Annotated in this window: 20 protein-coding genes and 7 tRNA genes; 13 read left to right on the top strand and 14 right to left on the bottom strand. The window is 73.5% G+C overall.

The features are described from left to right. Window positions 1-10 precede the first annotated feature (10 nt). Complete coding sequence (locus IF89_RS0121660) at window positions 11-823, top strand: TrmH family RNA methyltransferase (protein ID WP_030770571.1); 813 nt, start codon at window positions 11-13, stop codon at window positions 821-823. A gap of 171 nt (window positions 824-994) precedes the next feature. Here IF89_RS0121660 and IF89_RS38155 read toward each other — a convergent pair whose 3' ends face one another. Next, on the bottom strand, window positions 995-2,200 hold the full coding sequence (locus IF89_RS38155) for a serine/threonine-protein kinase (RefSeq protein ID WP_199820539.1): 1,206 nt from the start codon (window positions 2,198-2,200) through the stop codon (window positions 995-997). 543 nt (window positions 2,201-2,743) lie between these two features. On the opposite strand from IF89_RS38155, the gene IF89_RS0121670 reads away from it, so the two are divergent. Further along, window positions 2,744-2,929, top strand: coding sequence for a hypothetical protein (locus IF89_RS0121670; RefSeq protein WP_030032802.1), 186 nt, complete (start codon window positions 2,744-2,746; stop codon window positions 2,927-2,929). 216 nt (window positions 2,930-3,145) lie between these two features. Here IF89_RS0121670 and IF89_RS0121675 read toward each other — a convergent pair. The 5 genes from IF89_RS0121675 to IF89_RS0121695 form a co-directional block, all read right to left on the bottom strand. Further along, window positions 3,146-3,217, bottom strand: a tRNA-Val gene (locus tag IF89_RS0121675). Window positions 3,218-3,257: 40 nt separating this feature from the next. Then, window positions 3,258-3,329, bottom strand: a tRNA-Val gene (locus IF89_RS0121680). Window positions 3,330-3,348: 19 nt separating this feature from the next. After that, window positions 3,349-3,420 (bottom strand) — tRNA-Val (locus IF89_RS0121685). Window position 3,421: 1 nt separating this feature from the next. After that, window positions 3,422-3,495, bottom strand: a tRNA-Cys gene (locus IF89_RS0121690). A gap of 39 nt (window positions 3,496-3,534) precedes the next feature. Beyond that, a tRNA-Gly gene (locus tag IF89_RS0121695) sits at window positions 3,535-3,607 on the bottom strand. A 179-nt stretch (window positions 3,608-3,786) separates the two neighbouring features. On the opposite strand from IF89_RS0121695, the gene IF89_RS0121700 reads away from it, so the two are divergent. The 3 genes from IF89_RS0121700 (at window position 3,787) to IF89_RS0121710 (ending at window position 6,663) form a co-directional block, all read left to right on the top strand. Continuing rightward, a complete protein-coding gene (locus IF89_RS0121700) occupies window positions 3,787-4,869 on the top strand; it encodes a chorismate-binding protein (RefSeq protein ID WP_030770573.1) in 1,083 nt (360 codons plus the stop codon). Next, window positions 4,866-5,693 carry an aminotransferase class IV gene (locus tag IF89_RS0121705; protein WP_030770576.1) on the top strand — a complete coding sequence of 276 codons (828 nt, stop codon included), beginning with the start codon at window positions 4,866-4,868 and terminating at the stop codon, window positions 5,691-5,693. Before IF89_RS0121700 ends, IF89_RS0121705 begins: the two co-directional genes overlap by 4 nt. A gap of 127 nt (window positions 5,694-5,820) precedes the next feature. Beyond that, window positions 5,821-6,663 carry a GNAT family N-acetyltransferase gene (locus IF89_RS0121710; RefSeq protein WP_030770581.1) on the top strand — a complete coding sequence of 281 codons (843 nt, stop codon included), beginning with the start codon at window positions 5,821-5,823 and terminating at the stop codon, window positions 6,661-6,663. Window positions 6,664-6,688: 25 nt separating this feature from the next. Here the strand turns inward: IF89_RS0121710 and IF89_RS0121715 are convergent, their stop codons facing one another. After that, on the bottom strand, window positions 6,689-7,183 hold the full coding sequence (locus tag IF89_RS0121715) for a DsbA family protein (RefSeq protein WP_030770583.1): 495 nt from the start codon (window positions 7,181-7,183) through the stop codon (window positions 6,689-6,691). A 183-nt stretch (window positions 7,184-7,366) separates the two neighbouring features. On the opposite strand from IF89_RS0121715, the gene IF89_RS0121720 reads away from it, so the two are divergent. After that, window positions 7,367-7,783: a hypothetical protein gene (locus tag IF89_RS0121720; RefSeq protein ID WP_030770586.1), complete on the top strand. Its 417-nt coding sequence runs from the start codon at window positions 7,367-7,369 to the stop codon at window positions 7,781-7,783. 255 nt (window positions 7,784-8,038) lie between these two features. Here the strand turns inward: IF89_RS0121720 and IF89_RS0121725 are convergent, their stop codons facing one another. Together IF89_RS0121725 and IF89_RS0121730 are read right to left on the bottom strand one after the other, a co-directional pair. Further along, window positions 8,039-8,659 carry a CGNR zinc finger domain-containing protein gene (locus IF89_RS0121725; protein WP_030770589.1) on the bottom strand — a complete coding sequence of 207 codons (621 nt, stop codon included), beginning with the start codon at window positions 8,657-8,659 and terminating at the stop codon, window positions 8,039-8,041. A gap of 199 nt (window positions 8,660-8,858) precedes the next feature. Next, the gene (locus tag IF89_RS0121730) at window positions 8,859-9,272 is read right to left on the bottom strand and encodes an SsgA family sporulation/cell division regulator (protein ID WP_030011909.1); all 414 of its coding nucleotides are present in this window, start codon (window positions 9,270-9,272) and stop codon (window positions 8,859-8,861) included. Between the two features lie 176 nt (window positions 9,273-9,448). Between IF89_RS0121730 and IF89_RS0121735 the strand changes: the two genes are divergently transcribed. Next, window positions 9,449-9,931, top strand: coding sequence for a TIGR02611 family protein (locus IF89_RS0121735; protein ID WP_030770592.1), 483 nt, complete (start codon window positions 9,449-9,451; stop codon window positions 9,929-9,931). A gap of 46 nt (window positions 9,932-9,977) precedes the next feature. Continuing rightward, window positions 9,978-10,049: transfer RNA gene (locus tag IF89_RS0121740), tRNA-Val, on the top strand. A gap of 130 nt (window positions 10,050-10,179) precedes the next feature. On the opposite strand, the gene IF89_RS0121745 is transcribed toward IF89_RS0121740, so the two are convergent. Further along, entirely contained in the window at window positions 10,180-12,531 is a 2,352-nt protein-coding gene (locus IF89_RS0121745) for an SCO7613 C-terminal domain-containing membrane protein (protein WP_030770596.1), read from the bottom strand. A gap of 140 nt (window positions 12,532-12,671) precedes the next feature. Between IF89_RS0121745 and IF89_RS0121750 the strand changes: the two genes are divergently transcribed. Then, window positions 12,672-12,743, top strand: a tRNA-Val gene (locus IF89_RS0121750). Between the two features lie 91 nt (window positions 12,744-12,834). On the opposite strand, the gene IF89_RS0121755 is transcribed toward IF89_RS0121750, so the two are convergent. Then, window positions 12,835-13,560, bottom strand: coding sequence for a 3'-5' exonuclease (locus tag IF89_RS0121755; protein WP_030770599.1), 726 nt, complete (start codon window positions 13,558-13,560; stop codon window positions 12,835-12,837). 229 nt (window positions 13,561-13,789) lie between these two features. Between IF89_RS0121755 and IF89_RS0121760 the strand changes: the two genes are divergently transcribed. Both IF89_RS0121760 and IF89_RS0121765 read left to right on the top strand, forming a co-directional pair. Next, on the top strand, window positions 13,790-14,407 hold the full coding sequence (locus IF89_RS0121760) for a DUF4365 domain-containing protein (protein WP_030770603.1): 618 nt from the start codon (window positions 13,790-13,792) through the stop codon (window positions 14,405-14,407). After that, on the top strand, window positions 14,407-15,636 hold the full coding sequence (locus IF89_RS0121765; RefSeq protein WP_030770606.1) for a hypothetical protein: 1,230 nt from the start codon (window positions 14,407-14,409) through the stop codon (window positions 15,634-15,636). Before IF89_RS0121760 ends, IF89_RS0121765 begins: the two co-directional genes overlap by 1 nt. Here the strand turns inward: IF89_RS0121765 and IF89_RS0121770 are convergent. After that, window positions 15,578-16,090 (bottom strand): GNAT family N-acetyltransferase, encoded by a 513-nt coding sequence (locus IF89_RS0121770; RefSeq protein ID WP_051807380.1) that lies wholly within the window; start codon window positions 16,088-16,090, stop codon window positions 15,578-15,580. The genes IF89_RS0121765 and IF89_RS0121770 overlap by 59 nt on opposite strands. A 198-nt stretch (window positions 16,091-16,288) precedes the next feature. Here IF89_RS0121770 and thrS point away from each other — a divergent pair, with 198 nt between their 5' ends. Further along, on the top strand, window positions 16,289-18,265 hold the full coding sequence (gene thrS / locus IF89_RS0121775) for a threonine--tRNA ligase (RefSeq protein ID WP_030770612.1): 1,977 nt from the start codon (window positions 16,289-16,291) through the stop codon (window positions 18,263-18,265). 70 nt (window positions 18,266-18,335) lie between these two features. Further along, the gene (locus IF89_RS0121780; RefSeq protein WP_030770614.1) at window positions 18,336-18,896 is read left to right on the top strand and encodes an HIT family protein; all 561 of its coding nucleotides are present in this window, start codon (window positions 18,336-18,338) and stop codon (window positions 18,894-18,896) included. 107 nt (window positions 18,897-19,003) lie between these two features. Here the strand turns inward: IF89_RS0121780 and IF89_RS0121785 are convergent, their stop codons facing one another. Both IF89_RS0121785 and IF89_RS0121790 read right to left on the bottom strand, forming a co-directional pair. Beyond that, window positions 19,004-19,405 (bottom strand): DUF1992 domain-containing protein, encoded by a 402-nt coding sequence (locus IF89_RS0121785; protein WP_030770617.1) that lies wholly within the window; start codon window positions 19,403-19,405, stop codon window positions 19,004-19,006. Between the two features lie 84 nt (window positions 19,406-19,489). Continuing rightward, window positions 19,490-21,154, bottom strand: a complete 1,665-nt coding sequence (locus IF89_RS0121790; protein WP_030770621.1) for a hypothetical protein — start codon at window positions 21,152-21,154, stop codon at window positions 19,490-19,492. Window positions 21,155-21,167 lie beyond the last annotated feature (13 nt).

A 21,167-nucleotide genomic window follows, 5' to 3' on the forward strand; every position in this document is an offset into this window, starting at 1 on the left:
GTATCACCCTGTGGCTGATCTCATCACCATCACCGACCCCGACGACCCCCGCCTGCGCGACTACACGGGCCTGACCGACGTCGAACTCCGGCGCAGGCGCGAGCCCGCCGAAGGCCTCTTCATCGCCGAGGGCGAGAAGGTCATCAGACGGGCCAAGGACGCCGGGTACGAGATGCGCTCGATGCTGCTCTCCGCCAAGTGGGTCGACGTCATGCGCGACGTCATCGACGAGATCCCGGCACCCGTCTACGCCGTCAGCCCCGACCTCGCCGAGCGCGTCACCGGCTACCACGTGCACCGCGGTGCCCTCGCCTCCATGCAGCGCACACCGCTGCCGACGGCCGAGGAACTCCTGGCCACGACCCGCCGCGTGGTCGTCATGGAAGCGGTCAACGACCACACCAACATCGGGGCCATCTTCCGCAGCGCCGCCGCCCTCGGCATGGACGCGGTGCTGCTGTCGCCCGACTGCGCCGACCCGCTCTACCGGCGCTCGGTGAAGGTCTCCATGGGCGCGGTGTTCTCCGTGCCCTACGCCCGCCTGGACGCCTGGCCCAAGAGCCTGGACCGGGTGCGCGAGGCCGGCTTCAGGCTGCTGGCGCTGACCCCGCACGAGAAGGCGACGCCGATCGAGGTGGCCGCTGCGCAGTACCTGGAGCGGGTCGCGCTGATGCTCGGCGCCGAGGGCGACGGACTGTCCACGCAGGCGCTGGTGGCTGCCGACGAATGGGTGCGCATCCCCATGGCCCACGGCGTGGACTCGCTGAACGTGGGCGCGGCCGCCGCGGTCGCCTTCTACGCGGTGGCCCGCAGCCACCCCTAGGCCGTCCGCTCCGGATCCTGCCCGCCGGCAGGAGGGCACCCGCCGCCGGCCGGGCCGGCGGCGGAGGACGACCCGGGGCGCGTCCGCCGAGGGGGTCGCCGAGCCGCGCCGTCCGCCCGGACGGCATGCCTGCCGGCCCCCGCCCGACCGGAGGCACCCCGCGGACGCGGCCTACAGCTTCTGGGCGGCCGCGATGCCCAGCGCCACGACCAGCGTGACCACGATGAACACGATCAGGCGCTGGCGCATCAGCTTCGGGTCGGGCCGTGAGGGGCGCCGTCCGGCACCGGTCGTGCGGGGTGCCTGGCGGCCGCCCGTGCGTCCCGCGGTCGGCCGGGAGGACGGCCCGCCGGGACTGCGCGGGTGGCGCGGGGAGGACGGCCGCGAGTGCGGGCCCCCCGGCGTGCCGCCCTGCGCCGACCGGGGGCCGCCGCCGCCCGTACGACGCTCCGAACGCTGCTCCGCAGGGTCAGCAGCCCCCTCGGGCAGCCGTCCCGCCGGCCGCTCGGTGCGCGCCCGCTGCGCCGGCGGGCGGCCGTCCGACAGCCCCTGCGCCTCACGGGCCGCGATCTCCTTCAGCCGCATCGACAGCTGGAGCGTGCTGGGCCGTTCCTCGGGGTCCTTGGCCAGGCAGGCCCGTACCAGGGGCGCCAAGGCGTCCGGTACGCCCTGCAGGTGCGGTTCCTCGTGCACCACGCGGTACAGCATGACCTCGGAACTGCCGTGGCCGAAGGGGGAGTCGGCGGTGGCGGCGTAGGCGAGGGTGGCGCCGAGCGCGAAGACGTCGGTGGCCGGCGTGACGGCCGCGCCCCGCACCTGCTCGGGCGCCAGGAAGCCGGGCGAACCGACTGCGGTCCCCACGTGGGTGAGGGTGCTGGCCCCGGTCGCCCAGGCGATGCCGAAGTCGATGATCCGCGGGCCCTTGGGGGACAGCAGGATGTTCGAGGGCTTGAGGTCCCGGTGGACGACCCCGGCCTCGTGGACGGCCACCAGCCCCTCGGAGAGCGCGGCGCCCACGGCGGCGATCTGTGCGGCCGTGAGCGGGCCCTCCTCGGCCACCTTGTCGTGCAGGGAGGGGCCGGGCACGTACTGGGTGGCGAACCACGGCCGCTCGGCCTCCAGGTCGGCGGCGACCAGGCGTGCCGTGCACCCGCCGCGGATCCGCCGGGCCGCGGACACCTCGCGGGCGAACCGCGAGCGGAACTCCTGGTCCTCGGCGAGGTCCGGCCGGATGACCTTCAGGGCGACGCGCTGACCGCGCCGGTCCGACCCCAGGTAGACCACGCCCATGCCGCCGGCCCCGAGCCGCCGGTGCAGTCTGAACGAGCCGACGACACGCGGGTCCTCGCGCCGGAGCCGCATCATCGCCATGTCCACCCCGCTGACGTCGTCCTGTTGACGTGGCACAGCTTACGGACCATCCGGCATGCGTGCTCAGAGGCCGCGCCCTCGTCGGAGGATTCGATCGTCAGTGCGGCGAAGCACACTTGAGGGAGCCTCAGGTATACGCCGTACCTCGTGCGCCGCGGCCGCCGACGGGCTCAAACAGCCCTTCGGGCAAGGGGATTGGCGCCCTGCCACAGGTCGGCGTGCTCCGGCGCGCGCGCCGGAGCCGCCGCGCCCCGGGCTCATCGTGCGGATGACCCGTCGGCGGACACGCATGAGCAGGGAGTGACGGAAGTGAGGGAAGTCACTACCCTCCGGTCATCCCCTCGGGGAAGACCCCTACACGGGGCGGACGGTGTCCACCCAGGGGAGTACGCGGCACGGGCGCCGTCATCCTCCTGGAGGCCCGGCAATGGGTACGACGGCATGAGGCCGGCAGCCGCCCGCCCGCCTAGTGTTGAGGTCGAGCGGCGGGTGATGCACTCGTCCCCCGAGGTCAAGAGCCCGCCGCTGCCAGACGACAGGGAGAGCACCATGGCGGGCATCGCACGGCAGGGACGCAAGGCATTCGCGTTCAACAGCCATGAGTCCGGCACCCGCCACCCCCTGGTGGCCGCGGCCATGGTGCTCCCCCTGGCCGCCCTGCTGCTCTTCCTCTTCGGAGGCTTCGATCAGCTGGCGGCGCAGGCGTCGTCCGTGGGCATGATGCCGGGGCGCTGAGCGGCGCCCCGGGCCCGGGAGAGCGGCTCGGGCCGGGACATCGGCCTGTCGTACCCCGTGGGGACGGGGGCGCGGCGGACGGCAGGTGAAGGGTGCTGCCCGTACGGCTGGGGAGTCGTACGGGCAGCACCCTTTTCGACGCCCGCACACCGGCCGACACCCGTGTGGTGGAACGCGAGAGCCCCGGCCGTCGAAACGGCCGGGGCTCTCGGACAGTGCGCGATACTGGGATTGAACCAGTGACCTCTTCCGTGTCAGGGAAGCGCTCTCCCGCTGAGCTAATCGCGCGGGACCGCGGTGCGAAACCGCAGGTGAGGCGTGTACTGCGTGCGCGATACTGGGATTGAACCAGTGACCTCTTCCGTGTCAGGGAAGCGCTCTCCCGCTGAGCTAATCGCGCGGGGATCCTTGCGGATCAGTGGACGATACTGGGATTGAACCAGTGACCTCTTCCGTGTCAGGGAAGCGCTCTCCCGCTGAGCTAATCGTCCTTGGAGGTGGAGACGGGATTTGAACCCGTGTAGACGGCTTTGCAGGCCGTTGCCTCGCCTCTCGGCCACTCCACCATGGAGCTGCAGGGGTTCTCGGGAAGATCCCCCACTTCGAGCGGACGACGAGACTCGAACTCGCGACATCCACCTTGGCAAGGTGGTGCTCTACCAACTGAGCTACGTCCGCAGGTCGCCTTGTTCGCTCCGGGGTCTTCCCCTTCGCTCCCTGGCGACGTGTTGAACTCTAGCGGATTCCCGGGCCAGCTCAAAAACGCGTTTCCGCAGCGTGCTGCCGCTCGATCACCACAGGTCACCCGGCCGTCACCGCACCGGCGCCGTCGCGTCGCCGGTCATAGACTCGCAGCCGTGCACGACCTGCCCCCCATGGCCCGCTTCGGCGGCCTCCTCGCGACCGACCTGCGGGATGTCACCAGTGACCCCGCCGCCCTCGACTCCACCGGCTTCTGGGCGGTGGCCGCCGACTTCGAAGGGCGCCTCGTCTGCGCGCGTTTCGGGGACGTGCGACCCGCCCCCGTCCCCGAGCCCGTGCCCGGTGCCTGGACCGGCCCGGACGCCGACCGGTGGACCTCCTCGCTCGACCGCGCCGCGTACGTAGCGGGCGTGCGCCGCATCCGCGAACACATCGCGGCCGGCGAGGTCTACCAGGCCAACCTCTGCCGGGTGATGTCCGCGCCGCTGCCGGACCCGGACCGCGCCGACGTCGACGCCCTCACCGCGCACCTCGCCCGCGGCAACCCCGCCCCCTTTGCAGGAACGATTCGGCTCGCGGCGCACGGCGTGGAGATCGCCACCGCATCGCCCGAGCTGTACCTGCGCCGCGACGGCCGCCGCGTCGAGTCGGGCCCCATCAAGGGCACCGGCCGCACCGCCGACGACCTCCTGCCCAAGGACCACGCCGAGAACGTGATGATCGTGGACCTCGTACGCAACGACCTCGGCCGGGTCTGCGCCACGGGCTCCGTGTCCGTGCCCGAGCTGTGCGCCGTCGAGGAGCACCCGGGGCTCGTCCACCTGGTCTCCACCGTCAGCGGCGAGCTGTCCGACGGGGCCGGCTGGCCCGAACTCCTCGCCGCGACCTTCCCGCCGGGATCCGTCACCGGCGCGCCCAAGTCCTCCGCACTGCGGATCATCGAGGCCCTGGAAACCGCACCGCGCGGCCCCTACTGCGGAGGCATCGGCTGGGTCGACGCCGACCGCGGCGCCGGCGAGCTCGCCGTCGGCATCCGCACCTTCTGGATCGACCGGGAGGCCCCCGGCGGCCCCCGCCTCCTCTTCGGCACCGGCGCCGGCATCACCTGGGGTTCCGACCCCGACCGCGAGTGGGCGGAGACCGAACTCAAGGCCGCCCGCCTGCTCCGCGTCGCGGCGGGCCGGGGGACCGGCGCGGCCCACGGGGCGAACGGCACCACCGGAAGGACAGCACCATGAGAATTTGGCTCGACGGAGCCCTGCGGGGCGCCGACAGCGCGAGAGTTTCCGTCCTGGACCACGGCCTCACCGTGGGCGACGGCGTCTTCGAGACGCTCAAGGCCGTCCGCGGCCGGCCCTTCGCGCTCACCCGCCACCTGGACCGGCTCACCCGCTCGGCCCGGGGCCTCGGCCTCCCCGACCCCGACCTCGACGAGGTGCGCCGCGCCTGCGCCGCCGTCCTGGAGGCCGAGCCGGTCGAACACGGCCGGCTGCGCCTCACCTACACCGGCGGGGTCGCCCCGCTCGGCTCCGACCGGGGCGACGCCGCGCCCACCCTGATCGCCGCCGTCGCCGCCTCCCCGCGCCGTCCCGACACCACCACCGTCGTCACGGTGCCGTACGTCCGCAACGAGCGCTCCGCCGTGGCCGGCCTGAAGACGACCTCGTACGCGGAGAACGTGGTGGCGCTCGCCGCCGCGCACCGGGCCGGGGCCTCCGAGGCGCTCCTCGCCAACACCGTCGGCCGGCTCTGCGAGGGCACCGGCTCCAACGTGTTCGTCGTGCTCGGCGGGGAACTGCACACCCCGCCGCTGGAATCCGGCTGCCTCGCCGGGATCACCCGGGCCCTCATCGTCGAATGGACCGGCGCCAAGGAGACCGACCTGCCCTTCGAGGTGCTCGAGCAGGCGGACGAGGTCTTCGTGACCTCCTCGCTGCGCGACGCCCAGGCGGTCGTCCGCCTCGACGGCCGCACGCTCGGGACCGGCACCGGGCCCGGACCGGTCACGGCCGAGGTCATGCGGATCTTCGAGGCGAAGGCCGGCGCGGACCTCGACCCGTGAGCGCCTCTCCCCGAGTGCCCGTCTCCGAAGAGCAGTCCCCGAAAAGCGGTCCCTGACGGGCGGTCCGTGCAGGCCGGTCGGTGAACACCGGTGACGCGGAGCCGCGGGACCGGTAGAACGGCAGGTGATGACCACCACCCTGCGGCCCGCGCAGCCGCTCCAGCGAAACAGCGACGGCACCCGGCGGCAGACCTACGAGGTCCGCGTCAACAGCCGTCGTGTCGGCACACTCGAACTGGCCACCCGGTCGGCCGCCCAGCCGGCCGTCGGCGTGATCCGGGACCTGTGGATCGACGAGGGCGACCGCCGGCGCGGTCGCGGCACGGTCGCGGCGCTCGCCGCCGAGGAGGTGCTGCGCTCCTGGCGCTGCACCGGCGTCGCGGTGTCGGTTCCCGCCGACGCCGAGCCGGCACTGCGGATGGCCGCGGCCCTCGGCTACCGGGAGACCGGCCGGATCATGGTCAAGGAACTGCCGCAGGAGCCGCCGGACCTCTCCGCGGGCAGCGCCGGTCGGCCGATGACCCGGGACGAGTTCGACGCCTGGCTTGAGCCGGGCATCGTGGAGTACGGCGCCCGGCTCGTCGCCCCCGGCATGACCCCGGAACAGGGCGTGGCCGCCTCCCGCGCGGAGCACGCCAGGATGCTGCCCCAGGGGCCGGACACCCCCGGGACCGACTTCCTGCTCCTGGAGACACCGGCGGGGGAGCGGCTGGGCACCGTGTGGATCGGGCAGTGCGAGCTGCCGGGCCTCGGCTCCGTCCCGTACGTGTACGACGTCAAGGTCGCGCCCGAGCACCGGGGGCAGGGCCACGGCCGGGCCCTCATGCTCCTCGCCGAGCGGACCGTGCTGGCCGCCGGCGGGAGCCGGCTGGGCCTGCACGTGGTGGAGGGCAACACCCCGGCCCGGCGGCTCTACGAGTCGCTCGGCTACCGCGACACCGCCGTGAACGCCGCCAAACAGTTGATCTAGGTCGTGACCGGACGGGGAGGGAGCGTCAGGCCGCGGTCAGGCGGTCGACGATCTCCTCGATGCGGGCGCGCAGGCCTTCCTGGCTCTTGCCGCCGTCGAGCCGCTCGCCGTCGATCACGTACGTCGGCGTACCGGTCACGCCGATCGCCTTGCCCTCGGCCTGGTCGGCGTCGACGATCAGGATGTGCCGTCCGTCGATCAGCGCGGTGTCGAACTCCTCGACATCGAGACCCAGCTCGCGGGCGACGTCCAGCAGCACGGGCTCGCCCCGCTCGGTGAGTTCCGCGGTCCGGGCCAGCAGCGCCTCGGCGTAGGGCCACCCCTGCCCCTGCTCGGCGGCCTCCTCGGCCGCCTGTGCGGCGGCGAACGCGTGCTTGTGCTTCTCCAGCGGGAAGTGGCGCAGCCGGATGTCCAGCCGGTCGCCGTAGCGGGCCCGCAGGGCGCGGACGTCGTCCAGGGCGCGGTGGCAGTCCGGGCACTGCAGTTCGCACCAGACGTCGAGGATCACGGAATCGGTCATGCGACCAGTCTCCCAGTCCCCGCCCGCCCCGCCGACCGGCACCTGGGGAGGAGCCGCGACCCCGAGATCCCCCGGAGATCCGTCCACGGGCGGCCCAGCGCCTGGCCCCTACGGCGGCGGGCGGTGCACGATGGACGGACGGGGACGACGGACCGCCCCGCCGCCGAGAGTCCGGAGGACCGCATGCTGGCCGAGACCATTTGCTCCGCGGTGTCCGCGGCGGGCCTGGGCATCGCCGCGCTGACCGCCTACCGGAGGCGGTTCCTGGCCGCCGCGCGCATCACCGCGTACGCGCTCGTGCCGATCGGCCTCGTCCTGACGGGTGTCGTCGAGTGGCTGGCCGGCATCGTCTTCAACCCGGCCGTCTGGATGGGCTTCGGGCTGCTGGCCCTGGCCTGGCTGATCCTCGTCACCACCCGCGCCGTCGAACGGCGCAGGCTGGGCGACGCCGAGAAGCCCGCGAAGCGGACGAAGGCCCGCCCGTCGCCGGAGACGGTCGCCCCGGCCGCTTCCAAGCCCTCCCTGGGCGCCACCCCGGCCGCGGCCCCCGCGGACGACTTCTCCGACATCGAGGCCATCCTCAAGAAACACGGCATCTGACCGCGGCTCCCGGCGGGAAGCACGGCGCGGGCCGGCCCGGGGCGCAGAGGGCGGTACGTCCACGAGATCGAGCGAACTACCGCGCGAGTGTTGGCGTGTTGAGGGGTGCGGGGCGGCCCGCTGCGCCATCATCGCCCCGACATGTTCGAGACATCGCAGAGTGACCACGCGGTGCCCGTGGCGGTACCCGACCCCGTTGCCGACGAGCCGCGGGGCTGTCTGTTCGCGCTTTCCCAGCCACCCCTGATGATCTTCCTAGCGGTGATCGGGATCCTGCTGCTGCTCGCCGCCGTGCACGATCTCTTCCTGCTCTGACGGACCCGCGTCGGCCTCCTTGCGGCGGGCCCGGTACGCCGCCACGTGCAGCCGGTTCCCGCAGGTCCGGCTGTCGCAGTAGCGCCGGGAGCGGTTCCGCGAGAGGTCCACGAAGGCGCGCCGGCAGTCGGGGGCCTCGCAGCGGCGCAGCCGCTCCTGCTCCCCGGAGACCACGATGAAGGCCAGTGCCATGCCGCCGTCGGCCGCAAGGTGGTCGCCCACCGACGCGCCCGGCGCGAAGTAGTGCACGTGCCAGTCGTAGCCGTCGTGGTCGGTCAGCTGCGGGGTGGTGCCCGCGGTGGCCACCAGCTCGTTGATCAGCACTGATGCGGCGCGGGCCGTCGGCGCAGCGAAGACCTGGGCGAACTTCGAGCGCACGGTGCGTACGCCGGCCAGGTCGCGGGCCCCGAGCTCGCCGACGTCGCTGATCGAGTACTCCTGGACGAAGCCGCGCAGCGCGCCGACGTCCGAGAGCCCGTCGGGCTGGTCCGGCTCGGCCGCGGTGTTCACCAGCGCGACGACGACGTCGAGCGCGCGACGGGTGTCGTGTGGGATCTGCACGGTGTCTCCCTCGGGGGCCGGGCCTGCGGCGACGGGCGCGCCGCCGATGCCGCCAGACTCTAGCCGGTCCCCGCGCAGCACACTGGCGCCGTCCTCGCGGGTGGCTTCCGCGGGAACAGCGCCGGGCGCAGGCGTATGTGGTTGTCCGCTCCGCACCGTCGCCCCGAGTCGGACGGTGTCGAGCGGCTGGGGGCCTGGCTCAGCTTTCGGCCAGGATGTGGGAGAGCTCCTTGTCGAGGTCGAAGTGCCGGTGCTCGGTCCCGGGTGGAACCGCGGCGTCCGTCCGCTTGAGGAACGACTCCAGGGCTCGGGCGGGTGCTTCGAGAAGCGCTTCTCCCTCCGGTGAGCTCAGGGCGATGCAGACGACGCCCTGACCGTGACTGCGGGAGGGCCAGACGCGGACGTCGCCGGTACCGGTGGGCCGGTGCAGGCCCTCCGCGAGGAGGTCGCGGGCGAACACCCATTCGACCGTTTCCTCGGCGCCGGTGTGGAAGGTGGCGTGCACGGCGTAGGGGTCGGCCGTGTCATACCGCAGGCCCGCGGGAACAGGCAGTGAGGACTCGCTCGACACAACGAGGCGCAGGTGCAGCTCGCAGCTGACCGTGGTGTTCATAAGCGCCAGGGCCTTTCGCTCAGTGTGCGCTCGGGGATTCGCACGTCGGCGAAATCGACATGCCACCTACGGTGTCGTTGTAAACCCCTCTGACCGTTTTGCGGACCTCTGGGTCCCTCGGACGGCGGATCCAAACGGTCGTTCCCGTGTGCTGTGCACTCAGGTAGATTCGACCTATGCATACGGGGAGTGACCGCGGAACGAACGAGTCCGCTACCGGCGACACCACCACGGGACCCACCGGACAGCGTGCCGAAGGAGCCGCGGAGGAGACCGCCGAGGAAACGCTGCACGTCTCGAAGGCGCCCGCCTTCATCAAGGCCCGCCGGACCCTGCACCTCAGCTGGCAGGTCGGCGTCTTCGTCGTGGGACTCGCGGTGATCGCGGCCGGCGTCGCCATGCTCGTCCTGCCCGGCCCCGGCTGGGTCGCGATCTTCGCGGGCCTGGCGATCTGGGCCACCGAGTTCGCCTGGGCCCACCTCGTGCTGCGCTGGACCAAGCGCAAGGTCACCGAGGCCGCCCAGAAGGCCCTCGACCCCAAGGTGCGCCGCCGCAACATCATCCTGACCACCACGGGCCTCGTCATCGCGGGCGCCCTGATCGGCTTCTACCTCTGGAAGTACGGGCTCGTCCTGCCGTGGGACCTCAAGGGCCAGTGACGGTCGAGGAGCACCGCTGACATGGGGTAATGTTTGCGGTGCGTCCGGGCGATTAGCTCAGTGGGAGAGCACTTCGTTCACACCGAAGGGGTCACTGGTTCGAACCCAGTATCGCCCACCCGGACCCGAGGCCCGGAGACTTCACCGTCTCCGGGCCTCGGGCGTTCCACCCCCCGGCCGCCTGGGGCGTGTCTTTCGGATCATGCCGAGCCCCGCTCCCTGATCCGGCCCGATCCAAAAGACACGCCCTAGCCCAGGCGCCCGATCGCGGCCCGCAGCCGGCGGGCGTCGCGCAGCCGCCGCTCGTACGTCGCGCCCGCCGCCAGCAGCAGCACACCCGCCAGGGCCGGCGGCACCCAGCGCGGCAGCGCCCCCGCCACCTGCACCACGTACGGCGCCAGCTCGTGCACCGCCACCGCTGCGAGCACCGCACCGCCCAGCAGCAGCGGGGCCTGCAGCCGCCAGCGCGCGCCCGCCAGGGTCACCGCCAGCGCGGCCGCCCCCAGCAGCAGCGGACGCAGCCAGCCGGCATCCCCCCACGCCGCCAGGAGGCTCGGCAGCAGCGTCGCCCCCAGCCCCGGCCCGTACGCCGTCCACGACGAGGCCCCGGCGTCCCGGCGCCGCCGCAGGAAGCCCACCGCCAGGGCGGGCACCGTCACCGGCAGCGTGTATGCCTCCGGCGCCGTCACCCCCGCCTCCACCAGCCGCACCCACGTTGCCGCCACGAACAGCGCAGCCGCCGCCCAGCCCAGCACCCGCCGCTCCGGCCGCACCGCGGCCCCCGCGCACACCACCCCGGCCAGCGCCAGGACCAGCGCCAGCGTCCCCGGCCGCCCCGCCGACAGGGCCAGCGCGAGCACACCCGACGCCCCCGCCGCGACCTCGACCGGCAGCCGTACGGCTCCCCACCGCGGACCCGGCGCCGCCACCGCCGCCGGCACCGCGAGGACCGGCAGCGCCCACCAGGCCACCGCCAGGTCCGCCACCGCGGACGCCGCCACCAGCAGACCCGTCGCGTACCCGACCGCGCACACCGCCGCAGCCGACCGGACCCACCGCGCGGCAGGCCCGTACGCCGCTCCCGCCGCACAGCCCGCGCCCAGCAGCCCCCAGACCGCGAAGGTCGCCGCGCGGCCGTCCAGCGCGCCCAGGGACACGTTCGCGGCGCCAGCCAGCGCGCACGCGGCCGCCGCGATCCCGGCCGCACGCACGGGGGAGCGCAGGGCGAGGACCCCCGCCGCGCCCGTCACCGCGAGCTGCACCGCGAACACCGCCGCCACCGGCAGCCCCAGCAGCACCGGCGCCGCGAACAGGCCCGCCCAGGCCGGCAGCACCGCCGCCACCGCGGACTCCGGCCGCGCCGGCACCGGCGACAGCCACCGGGCGGCCGCCGCCGTCAGCAGCAGCGCGACCGCGGCCGCCGCGCCCGGACCGTGCACAGCCGCCGGCGGGGTCGTCACCGCCCACACCTCCTCCAGCACGCGGAGCCGGGCCACCAGTACCGGCACCACCACCGCGCCCGCCGCCAGCGCGCCGAAGGCGCCCACCACCGCCCCGGCCCAGGCCGCCCCGCGCCGCACCGACTCCGGCAGGGCGGGCACCCGTACCGCCGCCAGCAGCGGCAGACCCACCAGCAGGTGCGCCACCAGCGCCCAGCCCGGTGCCAGCTCCGGCCGTGCCACACCGGCCACGGCCACCACCGCCGCCACCGCCCCCACCAGCGCGGCCCCCCACACCCGCGGCTCCCGCCAGGCCGCCGCCGTCCCCAGTGCGGCACCCGCCAGCAGCAGCGCCGCCGGAGCCGCGGCCTGCGCCGCCGAGGCCGCCGACCACGACTGCGCCGCCCCGAGCAGCAGCGCCGCCGAGCCCAGCACCGCCGCCGGCAGCGCGGCCGCCCGCACCCGGAGGGCCAGCGCCGCGTCCAGCGCCGCCGTCACCAGCAGCGCCCAGCCGAGGCCCGTCGCACCCGCGTCCGCGGCGACCGCCGCCAGCGGGAGCGGCAACTGCGCCGCGGCCACCGCCGCCGGCAGCGGGATCCGCAGCGTGCGCAGCGCCGACCCGTAGCCGGCCCACACCGCCGCCAGGACGGCGGCCGCGCCGGCCGCGTACCCGGTGCCGTCGGCGCCCGGCATGCCCACCGCGTACAGCGCGTACGCGTCCAGCACCGTCAGCAGCAGCCCCACGGCGGCCACGGACTCCGCCGTCGACCGCAGCCCGCGGCGCAGCAGCACCCCGGGCGCGGCCAGCGCCGCCGCCGTCACCACGGCCAGCACCGCCGAACGCCCCGCGATGCCCATGGAGCCCCAGCTGACCAGCGTGAACGCCAACGCGGCCACGGCCAGCAGCACCGCGCCCAAGGTGAGCAGCACGTTCTGCGCGCTCGGGGCCGAGGCCTCCTTGCGCGGCCCGGCGGACCAGGCGGGCGGGACCGGCGGGCCGGACACGGCCGGCCCCCAGCCCGCGGGCACCGCGGCGGACTGCCGCAGCAGGCCCAGCAGCCACTCCCGGCGGGCCAGCAAGAACAGGCGCCGGGCATCGAGTTGGGCCAGCTCGCGGTCGATGAGCGCCAGCTCTTCGGCCGGCGGCAGAGACGAGTTCATAACCGGAGTGTGGCGCCCGTCACCCGGTCAGGACATGGGCGGGGGTACTCACATGCGACCTGAGTACCCCCAGGGCGGACCCGGGCCGGAGCAGCGGTTTGAACCAGCCCCGAGGCTTCTGTATTGTTCAGTGCGTTCCCGGGCGATTAGCTCAGCGGGAGAGCACTTCGTTCACACCGAAGGGGTCACTGGTTCGATCCCAGTATCGCCCACCGGGAGAGGCCGGTCCGTCGATGACGGACCGGCCTTCCGCATGTCCGGACCGTCTGCGACACACCACCGGGCCGGCTGCCCGCCGCCCCCTCACGCGGCCGCCGACAGGTCCGGCCGCAGCGGCCAGTGCGGGTCCACCGCCTCCGGCGTCCCCTGCCGCGCGAACCATGCCTGCAGGCCGCGCGCCTGCGCCGCGTGCCACACCGCCTGGAGCGTGTGCAGCTCGGCCGGCGTCAACCGGTCCAGCCGCGACGCGAACCGGCGGCCCACCGCCCGGACCAGCTCCAGCGAGGCCATCGCATCCGCCGCCGCGTCGTGCGCGCCCTCCAACTCGATCCCGTAGTGCGCGCACAGGTCCGTCAGCGTCCGCCGGCCCTTGCGGTAGCGGTCCAGGTGCTTGTCCAGCACCCGCGGGTCCAGCACCGTCAACGGCCGGTTGTCCAGGTACCGCGACAGCGACGACGCCCGGTGCCGGCGCAACTCCCGGTCCAGCAGCGTCAGGTCGAACGGCGCATTCATCACCACCACCGGCCGGCCCGCGACCTGCTGCTCCCCGAGCGCCCGGGCTATCTCCTCCACCACCGGCGCCGGCCAGCGCCCGTGGCGCTGGAGGTGCTCGTCGGTGAGGCCGTGCACTTCCGTCGCGCCCGGGGGCACCGGAACGCCGGGGTTGACCAGCCAGCGGGTCGTGCGCACCCGGCCGCCCGCGCACTCCTGCACGATGAGCGCGGCGGACACGATCCGGTCCTGCTCCACGTCCACCCCGGTGGTCTCCGTGTCGAATGCGGCCAGCGGGCCCTCGTACCAGCGGTTCATGGCGAACTCCTCGTCCCCGGTCGGCAGTTGGGGTGCAGCCGGGCGCCGCCGCCTCGGAACGTGCCGCCCCTGCCCGAATCGGTGATACCCGGGCTGTTTGTTCCGTACGCCGTTTGCGGCGACCCGGGTGCGGAGACAACAACCCTGGGGGGCCGTGCACATGACCGGTCGTCACCCACCCACCCGACCACCGCCGAAGGCAGAGCCCGGAAGGCATGGGGAGCCGGCCATGGCGCTCGCGCAGCCCGAACCGGGCGGGGTGCTGGAGGGGCAGATCGGGCCGCGGACCGCCGCCGGTGCAGGCGCACCGGACGACGCCACGCGGACCGTACCGCTGCGCGGCACACTCGCCACCACCGCCTGCATGGAGACCCTCCAGGTGGGATACCTGCACGCCGTCGCCGCCGCGGCCGGCTGCTCGCTGTCCCAGCCCTTCCCCGACAACGGCGTGGACTGGCACGTCAGTCACGGCGCCCCCGAGCACGTCGTCGACGACGAGGTCACCATCAAGGTGCAGTTGAAGGCGACCTACCAGGTACCGCCCCGGCCGCCCGGCCCCACCTTCTCCTTCACCCTCGACAACGAGCACCTGGTGAAGCTGGCCCGCACCCCGGTCGCCGTGCACAAGATCCTCGTCGTGATGCTCGTCCCGCGGGAGCGCGACCAGTGGCTCGCCGCCGGACACGACCGGCTCGACCTGCGGCACTGCTGCTACTGGACCAATCTCGCCGGACACCCCGTCACCGGCCGCCGCCGGACCACCGTACGGATACCGACCGCGCGGATCTTCGACGACCGGGCTCTGTGCGAGATCATGACCCGGGTCGGGTCGGGAGGGACACCCTGATGCACTGGCACCCGTCGAACCTCGAACCGCTGCTGCCCCCGGACCACAGGCCCTTCCCGCACCCCGCCGGCGCCACCGCCGGGCCGGACCCGGCGCAGGTCGACCCCGCCGTGCTGGGCGCCCTCCTGCACCGGCACGGCTGGCTGCGCCGGGGCGGATCCGCGGGCCGCTACGGGCGATGGACACCGCCCGGTCACGCCGGCACCAGCGTGCTCGTCCCCGAGACCCGGGCCTTCCCCGACTGCACCGACCTGCTGGAGGAGGCACTGACCGCGCTCTCGCGCAGCACCTTCCCGTCCGCACGGGAGGTGCTCTACGGGCTGAGCGTGCCCAGCGACGAGGTCCGCTGGGAGCGGGAGGTCCCGCCCGGGGCGTACGGACTGGAGGGCGAGGCCGCCTGGACCGTACAGGAGCAACTGCGCTCGGCCGCGCGGCGGTTGCTGCTCGCGGGCGCCCTCGCCGCGCGGGCGAGGGCCGGTTACTACGGCGCCAGGCACCGGGCCCAGGCCGAACGGGCCCTGGACCAGGTGCTGGTGGGGCCGCAGCCGGGCGGGCGGCGGTTGAGCGCGTACGTGCCGGTCGACGGCGGGCGGGGCATCGTGACGCGGCTGCACCACGCACTGCACGCGGCCCGCGAGGCCGTGGACTACCGGCGGGCCACCGGCGGCATGGAGGCCTTCGACGCCGCGGTGGGCGCGGGAGTCAGCCGGGAGCTGGCCCAGGCGCTGATCGCGCTGGTGCGGGGCTCGGAGGGGGCCCGCATCGCGCTGGCCTGGGCACCTGCGGCGGGGGTCCCGGCGGGCTGCGCGGCCCGGCCCGAGCCGGTGGAGTTCTCCCCGGGCGACCTGCCCGTCCTGCGGGAGGCGGCGGCGCGCTACACCCGGGACGAACCGGCCGTGGCGGTCCGCGTCGCGGGGGCGGTGGTCCGCATGCGGCGCTCGGCGCCGGGCGGCGGGGGCACGATCCGGCTGCGGGTCCTCGCCGGGGCGGAGGTCCCGTGGGTACGGGCCGCGCTCGACGAGGAGGCGTACCGGGTGGCGGGCCACGCGCACCTGGTGGGCCTGCCCATCCGGATCAGCGGGCGCTTGCAGCGCCGGGGCGGGTTCCGCCGGCTCACCGGCGTCACGGACGTGCGCCCGGTCCCCCTCGACGAGGTCGAGCGGGATCGCCTCATGAAGTCGCTGGACGAGTCCCTCGACCCGGCGGACGTGCTGCCGTCGGACGACTGAAGGAGGCCATGGTCAGCCCCGGGGCGGGGGAGAAGTCCGCGCCGCGGACGAAGCCGAAGCTCTCGTAGAGGCGGACGGCGGGGGCGTTGGCCGCGCCCGTGGCGACCTCGACCGGCCGGCCGGGGAACAGCTCGGCCAGGGCGTGGCGCAGCAGCCCGGAGGCGACGCCGCGGCGGAAGAAGGCGGGGGCCACGCAGAGCCGGTCGATGCCGATGCCGCCGTCCGGCACCTCCTCCCAGGCCAGGAACCCGGCCGGCTCCCCCTCCCGCGAGAAGGCCCCGACCCAGTGCAGCGGCTGCGCCCGCATCTGCGCGAGACTCTCGTGCAGGGCGGGGATCCCGTCGAAGCCGATGAGGTCCGCCTCGACGGCGTACGCCTCCCGGGCGATCCGGTGGACGGCGCGGGCGGTGGCGTCGTCGGCCAGGTCCAGGGGACGGATCTGCGGGCTCGGCATACGGGTCCTTCCGAGGGGCTGGGGCGGCCCCTCACGCTACCGGTGCCCTCCGCGGCGCCACCGGGGTCCCGGGCGGCCGCGGTCGTCCGGGGGAGGGGGCGGAGCCCGGGAGGAACCGTTTAGCGGCGCAGCCGGTCGGCTCGGTACGATTCAGGCGCGCAGCGTTCGCTCGCGCATCCCCTGAGTCAGGAGAGACCGGTGTCAGACGTCCGTGTGATCATCCAACGCGATTCCGAGCGGGACGAGCGCGTGGTGGCCACGGGCACTACGGCGGCCGAGCTCTTCGCCGGCGAGCGCACCATCGTCGCCGCCCGTGTCGCGGGCGAGCTCAAGGACCTCTCGTACGAGGTGCAGGACGGCGAGACCGTCGAGCCGGTGGAGATCTCCTCCGAGGACGGCCTGAACATCCTGCGCCACTCGACCGCGCACGTCATGGCCCAGGCCGTGCAGGAGCTGTTCCCCGAGGCCAAGCTCGGCATCGGCCCGCCGGTCCGCGACGGCTTCTACTACGACTTCGACGTGGCCCGGCCCTTCACCCCGGAGGACCTCAAGGCCGTCGAGAAGAAGATGCAGGAGATCCAGAAGCGCGGTCAGCGCTTCTCCCGCCGCGTGGTCACCGACGAGGCGGCCCGCGAGGAGCTCGCCGACGAGCCGTACAAGCTGGAGCTCATCGGCATCAAGGGTTCCGCGTCCACCGACGACGGTGCGAACGTCGAGGTGGGCGGCGGCGAGCTGACCATCTACGACAACCTGGACGCCAAGACCGGCGAGCTGTGCTGGAAGGACCTCTGCCGCGGTCCCCACCTGCCCACCACCCGCACCATTCCGGCGTTCAAGCTCATGCGCAACGCGGCCGCCTACTGGCGCGGCAGCGAGAAGAACCCGATGCTCCAGCGCATCTACGGCACCGCGTGGCCGTCGAAGGAGGAGCTGAAGGCACACCTCGACTTCCTCGCGGAAGCCGAGAAGCGCGACCACCGCAAGCTCGGCAACGAGCTGGACCTCTTCTCCATCCCGGACGAGATCGGCTCCGGCCTCGCCGTCTTCCACCCGCGCGGCGGCATCATCCGCCGGGTGATGGAGGACTACTCGCGCCGCCGGCACGAGGAGGAGGGCTACGAGTTCGTCTACTCCCCGCACGCCACCAAGGGCGCGCTCTTCGAGAAGAGCGGCCACCTGGACTGGTACGCGGAGGGCATGTACCCCCCCATGCAGCTCGACGGTGGTACCGACTACTACCTCAAGCCCATGAACTGCCCGATGCACAACCTGATCTTCGACGCGCGCGGCCGCTCCTACCGCGAGCTGCCGCTGCGCCTGTTCGAGTTCGGCACCGTGTACCGGTACGAGAAGTCCGGCGTCGTGCACGGCCTGACCCGGGCCCGCGGCTTCACCCAGGACGACGCGCACATCTACTGCACCCGTGAGCAGATGGCCGAGGAGCTCGACCGCACCCTCACCTTCGTGCTCAACCTGCTGCGCGACTACGGTCTGACCGACTTCTACCTGGAACTGTCCACCAAGGACCCGGAGAAGTTCGTCGGCTCGGACGAGGTCTGGGAGGAGGCCACCGCGGTCCTCCAGCAGGTCGCCGAGAAGCAGGGCCTCCCGCTGACCCCCGACCCGGGCGGCGCGGCCTTCTACGGCCCGAAGATCTCCGTGCAGGCGCGCGACGCCATCGGCCGTACCTGGCAGATGTCCACCGTGCAGCTCGACTTCAACCTGCCGGAGCGCTTCAACCTGGAGTACACCGCGCCGGACGGCTCCCGCCAGCGCCCGGTCATGATCCACCGCGCGCTGTTCGGCTCGATCGAGCGGTTCTTCGCCGTGCTGCTGGAGCACTACGCGGGCGCCATGCCGCCGTGGCTGGCCCCGGTGCAGGCGGTCGGCATCCCGATCGGTGACGGGCACGTGGAGTACCTGCAGGAGTTCGCCGCCGAGGCAAAGAAGCAGGGCCTGCGGGTCGAGGTGGACGCCTCCTCCGACCGGATGCAGAAGAAGATCCGCAACCACCAGAAGCTCAAGGTCCCGTTCATGATCATCGTCGGTGACGAGGACATGGCGGCGGGTACGGTCTCCTTCCGCTACCGCGACGGTTCGCAGGAGAACGGCATCCCGAAGGCCGAGGCGCTCGCCAAGCTGGCGAAGGTCGTCGCCGACCGCGTCCAGGTCTGAGCCGTTCGGGCGGGCCCCCGGAAAGTGATCACTTTCCGGGGGCCTTCCTCGTCGGCGCGGGCGAGGTCATATGCTGCATGCCATGACGACTGAGCCGGAGCAGCAGATCGGGGTCGGCACGCAGGACGCGTTCCAGCGTCTGTGGACGCCCCACCGGATGGCCTACATCCAGGGCGAGAACAAGCCGACCGGCCCCGAGGCCGGTGACGGCTGCCCCTTCTGCGGGATTCCGGAGATGTCCGACGAGGACGGCCTGGTCGTGGCACGCGGCCGGCACGTCTACGCCGTGCTGAACCTCTACCCGTACAACGGCGGCCACCTGATGGTCGTGCCGTACCGCCACGTCGCCGACTACACCGGGCTCGACTCCCCGGAGACGGCCGAGCTGGCCGACCTCACGAAGCGGGCGATGGTCGCGCTGCGCAAGGCCTCGGGCGCGCACGGCTTCAACATCGGCATGAACCAGGGCGCGGCCGCCGGCGCCGGCATCGCCGCCCACCTGCACCAGCACATCGTGCCCCGCTGGGGCGGGGACACGAACTTCATGCCGGTGGTCGGCCACACCAAGGTGCTGCCGCAACTCCTCGCCGACACCCGCCAGATGCTCGCGGACGCCTGGCCCCAGGACTGACCGACCTGCCCGGGGCCCGCACCGTCGGTCGCTGACGGGTGGTGCTTCGAACCGTGCCGGCGGTACCCGCAGGCGCCGCGCAGGCCTTCCGTGCGCACCCCTCGCGCCTACGGCGCCCGGTGCTCGCGCCGGGCCCGCAGCTCGGCCTCGACGTCGAACTCCTCCAGGTTCAGGGGAGGGCCCGGCGGGGGCATCCGCAGGGCCGCCCGGATCTTCGCGTTGACCGCGGTGAGCAGGGCCCGCGCCTCGCGCTCCGTCCGCGCCGCCGCGGCCGCCCCACGGGCGTCCTCGGCCTCCTTGCGCAGCGCCAGCGCCGGCGGCAGCGCGGCGAAGCCCTCCCGGTGCATCTTGTCCCGGATCCACCACAGCTCGTCGTACGGGGCGTCGATCGAGGCCATCGGCTTGCCGAAGCCCGGCAGCTCCGCGAAGTCGCCGCGTGCGGTGGCCTGCCTGATCTGCCGGTCGACGAAGGACTCGAAGTCCACGCCAGGCGGTTTGCGCTCGGTCATGGTCGCCTCCAGCGGCTGTCTCCTGTCCGCTCCAGCCTAGCCAGGGCCGGCTCGAAGAGCGGGCCCGAGCCGACCAGCCGCCTCTCAGGCGTCGTACACGTCCGCCTTGCGCGGCGACGGCTCCTGGATGACGCCGCTCATGATCGAGGAACGGTTCGTGAAGCGCTCGGTGTCCACGCCGTTCTCCTCCAGCACCTTGAAGGTCGCCGCGTGGATCGACCGCAGGACCGGGGCCACCGTGCGCAGCGCGTCGTCCGCCATGAACCGGTGGCGCCACATCGAGCTCGCCCAGACGTGGCGCAGCCCGAACGGTTCGGGCAGGACCAGCTTGCCGCCGAGGAAGTCGAGGACCGGCGGGTACCAGGTCAGGGGTGCCCGCACGGCGAGCCGTACCACCTCCTGGGCGTCCACCAGGGGCAGCGGCTTCTCCACGGTCTCCCAGAAGCGGATGCTCTTGGGCACCTCCACCACCGGGGTCTTGGACTTGGTGGTGAACAGGCCGTGCACGGGGCCCAGGGCGTGCGCGGTGACGTCCACGCGCAGGGTCTTGTAGAGCACGGTGACGGTCACCAGCATGTTGATGATCAGCTGGCCGTCCCAGAGCGGGTACTGGATGCCCAGGTAGTGCCGGTCCCCGGAGTTGAACTGCTGCTCGTTGCAGATCCGGGTGACCTCGTGCGGCTTCACCAGGAAGGCGTCGACGTTCTCGCCGGTGGGACGGGCCACCTCGGCGGCGCCCTCGCCGACCGGGGTGACGATCCAGTGCTGGATGGCGGCGGCCGGGAAGCCGCCGGTGTGCAGCGGGCCGCGCTCCAGCCTGCGCAGCTGGGCGTCGATCGCGCGTATGACGTCCCAGGCCCGGAAGGGGTGGATCTCCTTGTCCTCGTCCCTCGGGGCGAGCTCCTCGGCCAACTGCCAGCTGCCCCAGCGGGTGCCCATGCCGAGGATGCCCTTGGGGCCGGCGTAGAAGACCTGGTTGCTGCGGTCCTCCGCGGTGAGCTTGGCGAGCTGGTGGCGCAGGTCCTCACGGGCCTTCTCGTCGGGATTGCCGGGCACGGCCTCCGGGATCTTGGCGGCGACCCCGCCGCCCGACAGCAGCCCGTCCCAACGTTCCCGCAGGTCGCGGGCGGTCGACTCGCAGGTGCGACGGGCCAGCAGCCAGCCCAGCGCCGGGGCGACGACCATGCCGCGGGCGTAGAGGCCGAGGAAGCCGGTCAGCGGCAGCCGGAACATCAGGACGGCCACCACGATGCCGACGCCCACCAGCAGCGTGGTGCCGAGCCAGGAGTGCTTGCCCTCCTTGGAGGCCAGGGACTTGCGCAGCTGGAAGAGGCCCAGCCACAGCAGCAGCCCGGGCAGGAACAGCACGCCGCAGACCAGCACGATCAGCCTGAGCCTGCGGTCGCGCTCCTTGCGGATGCGGGACGCGGCCAGGCAGTGCTCGACGACCGTCTGCGGGTCGGCGCCGAAGGACTGGATGAGGGGCTTGCGGCCGGCCCCCAGGGTGCGCGCCTCCACGGCCCGGCAGAAGGCCTCGCCGAGGCTGGGCTCGAAGAGCGACAGCTTCGGGGGCTTCACCGTGGCCGGGTGGTTCTCGCTGTTCGCCCCGAGGAGGGCGTCGAGCTTGGTGTCCTTGCCGCCGTCGCGGTACGCGGCCGAGGCGAGGGCGTTGGTCGCCGCCGTCTGCCCCCCGCCGTTCTGCAGAGGAATCTGTGCGCCGGGCCTGAAGTCGAATCCGTCGTCCGCCACCGCTGCCCCCATC

The sequence above is a fragment of the Streptomyces sp. NRRL F-2664 genome, assembly GCF_000719345.1.
GTDB lineage: Bacteria > Actinomycetota > Actinomycetes > Streptomycetales > Streptomycetaceae > Streptomyces.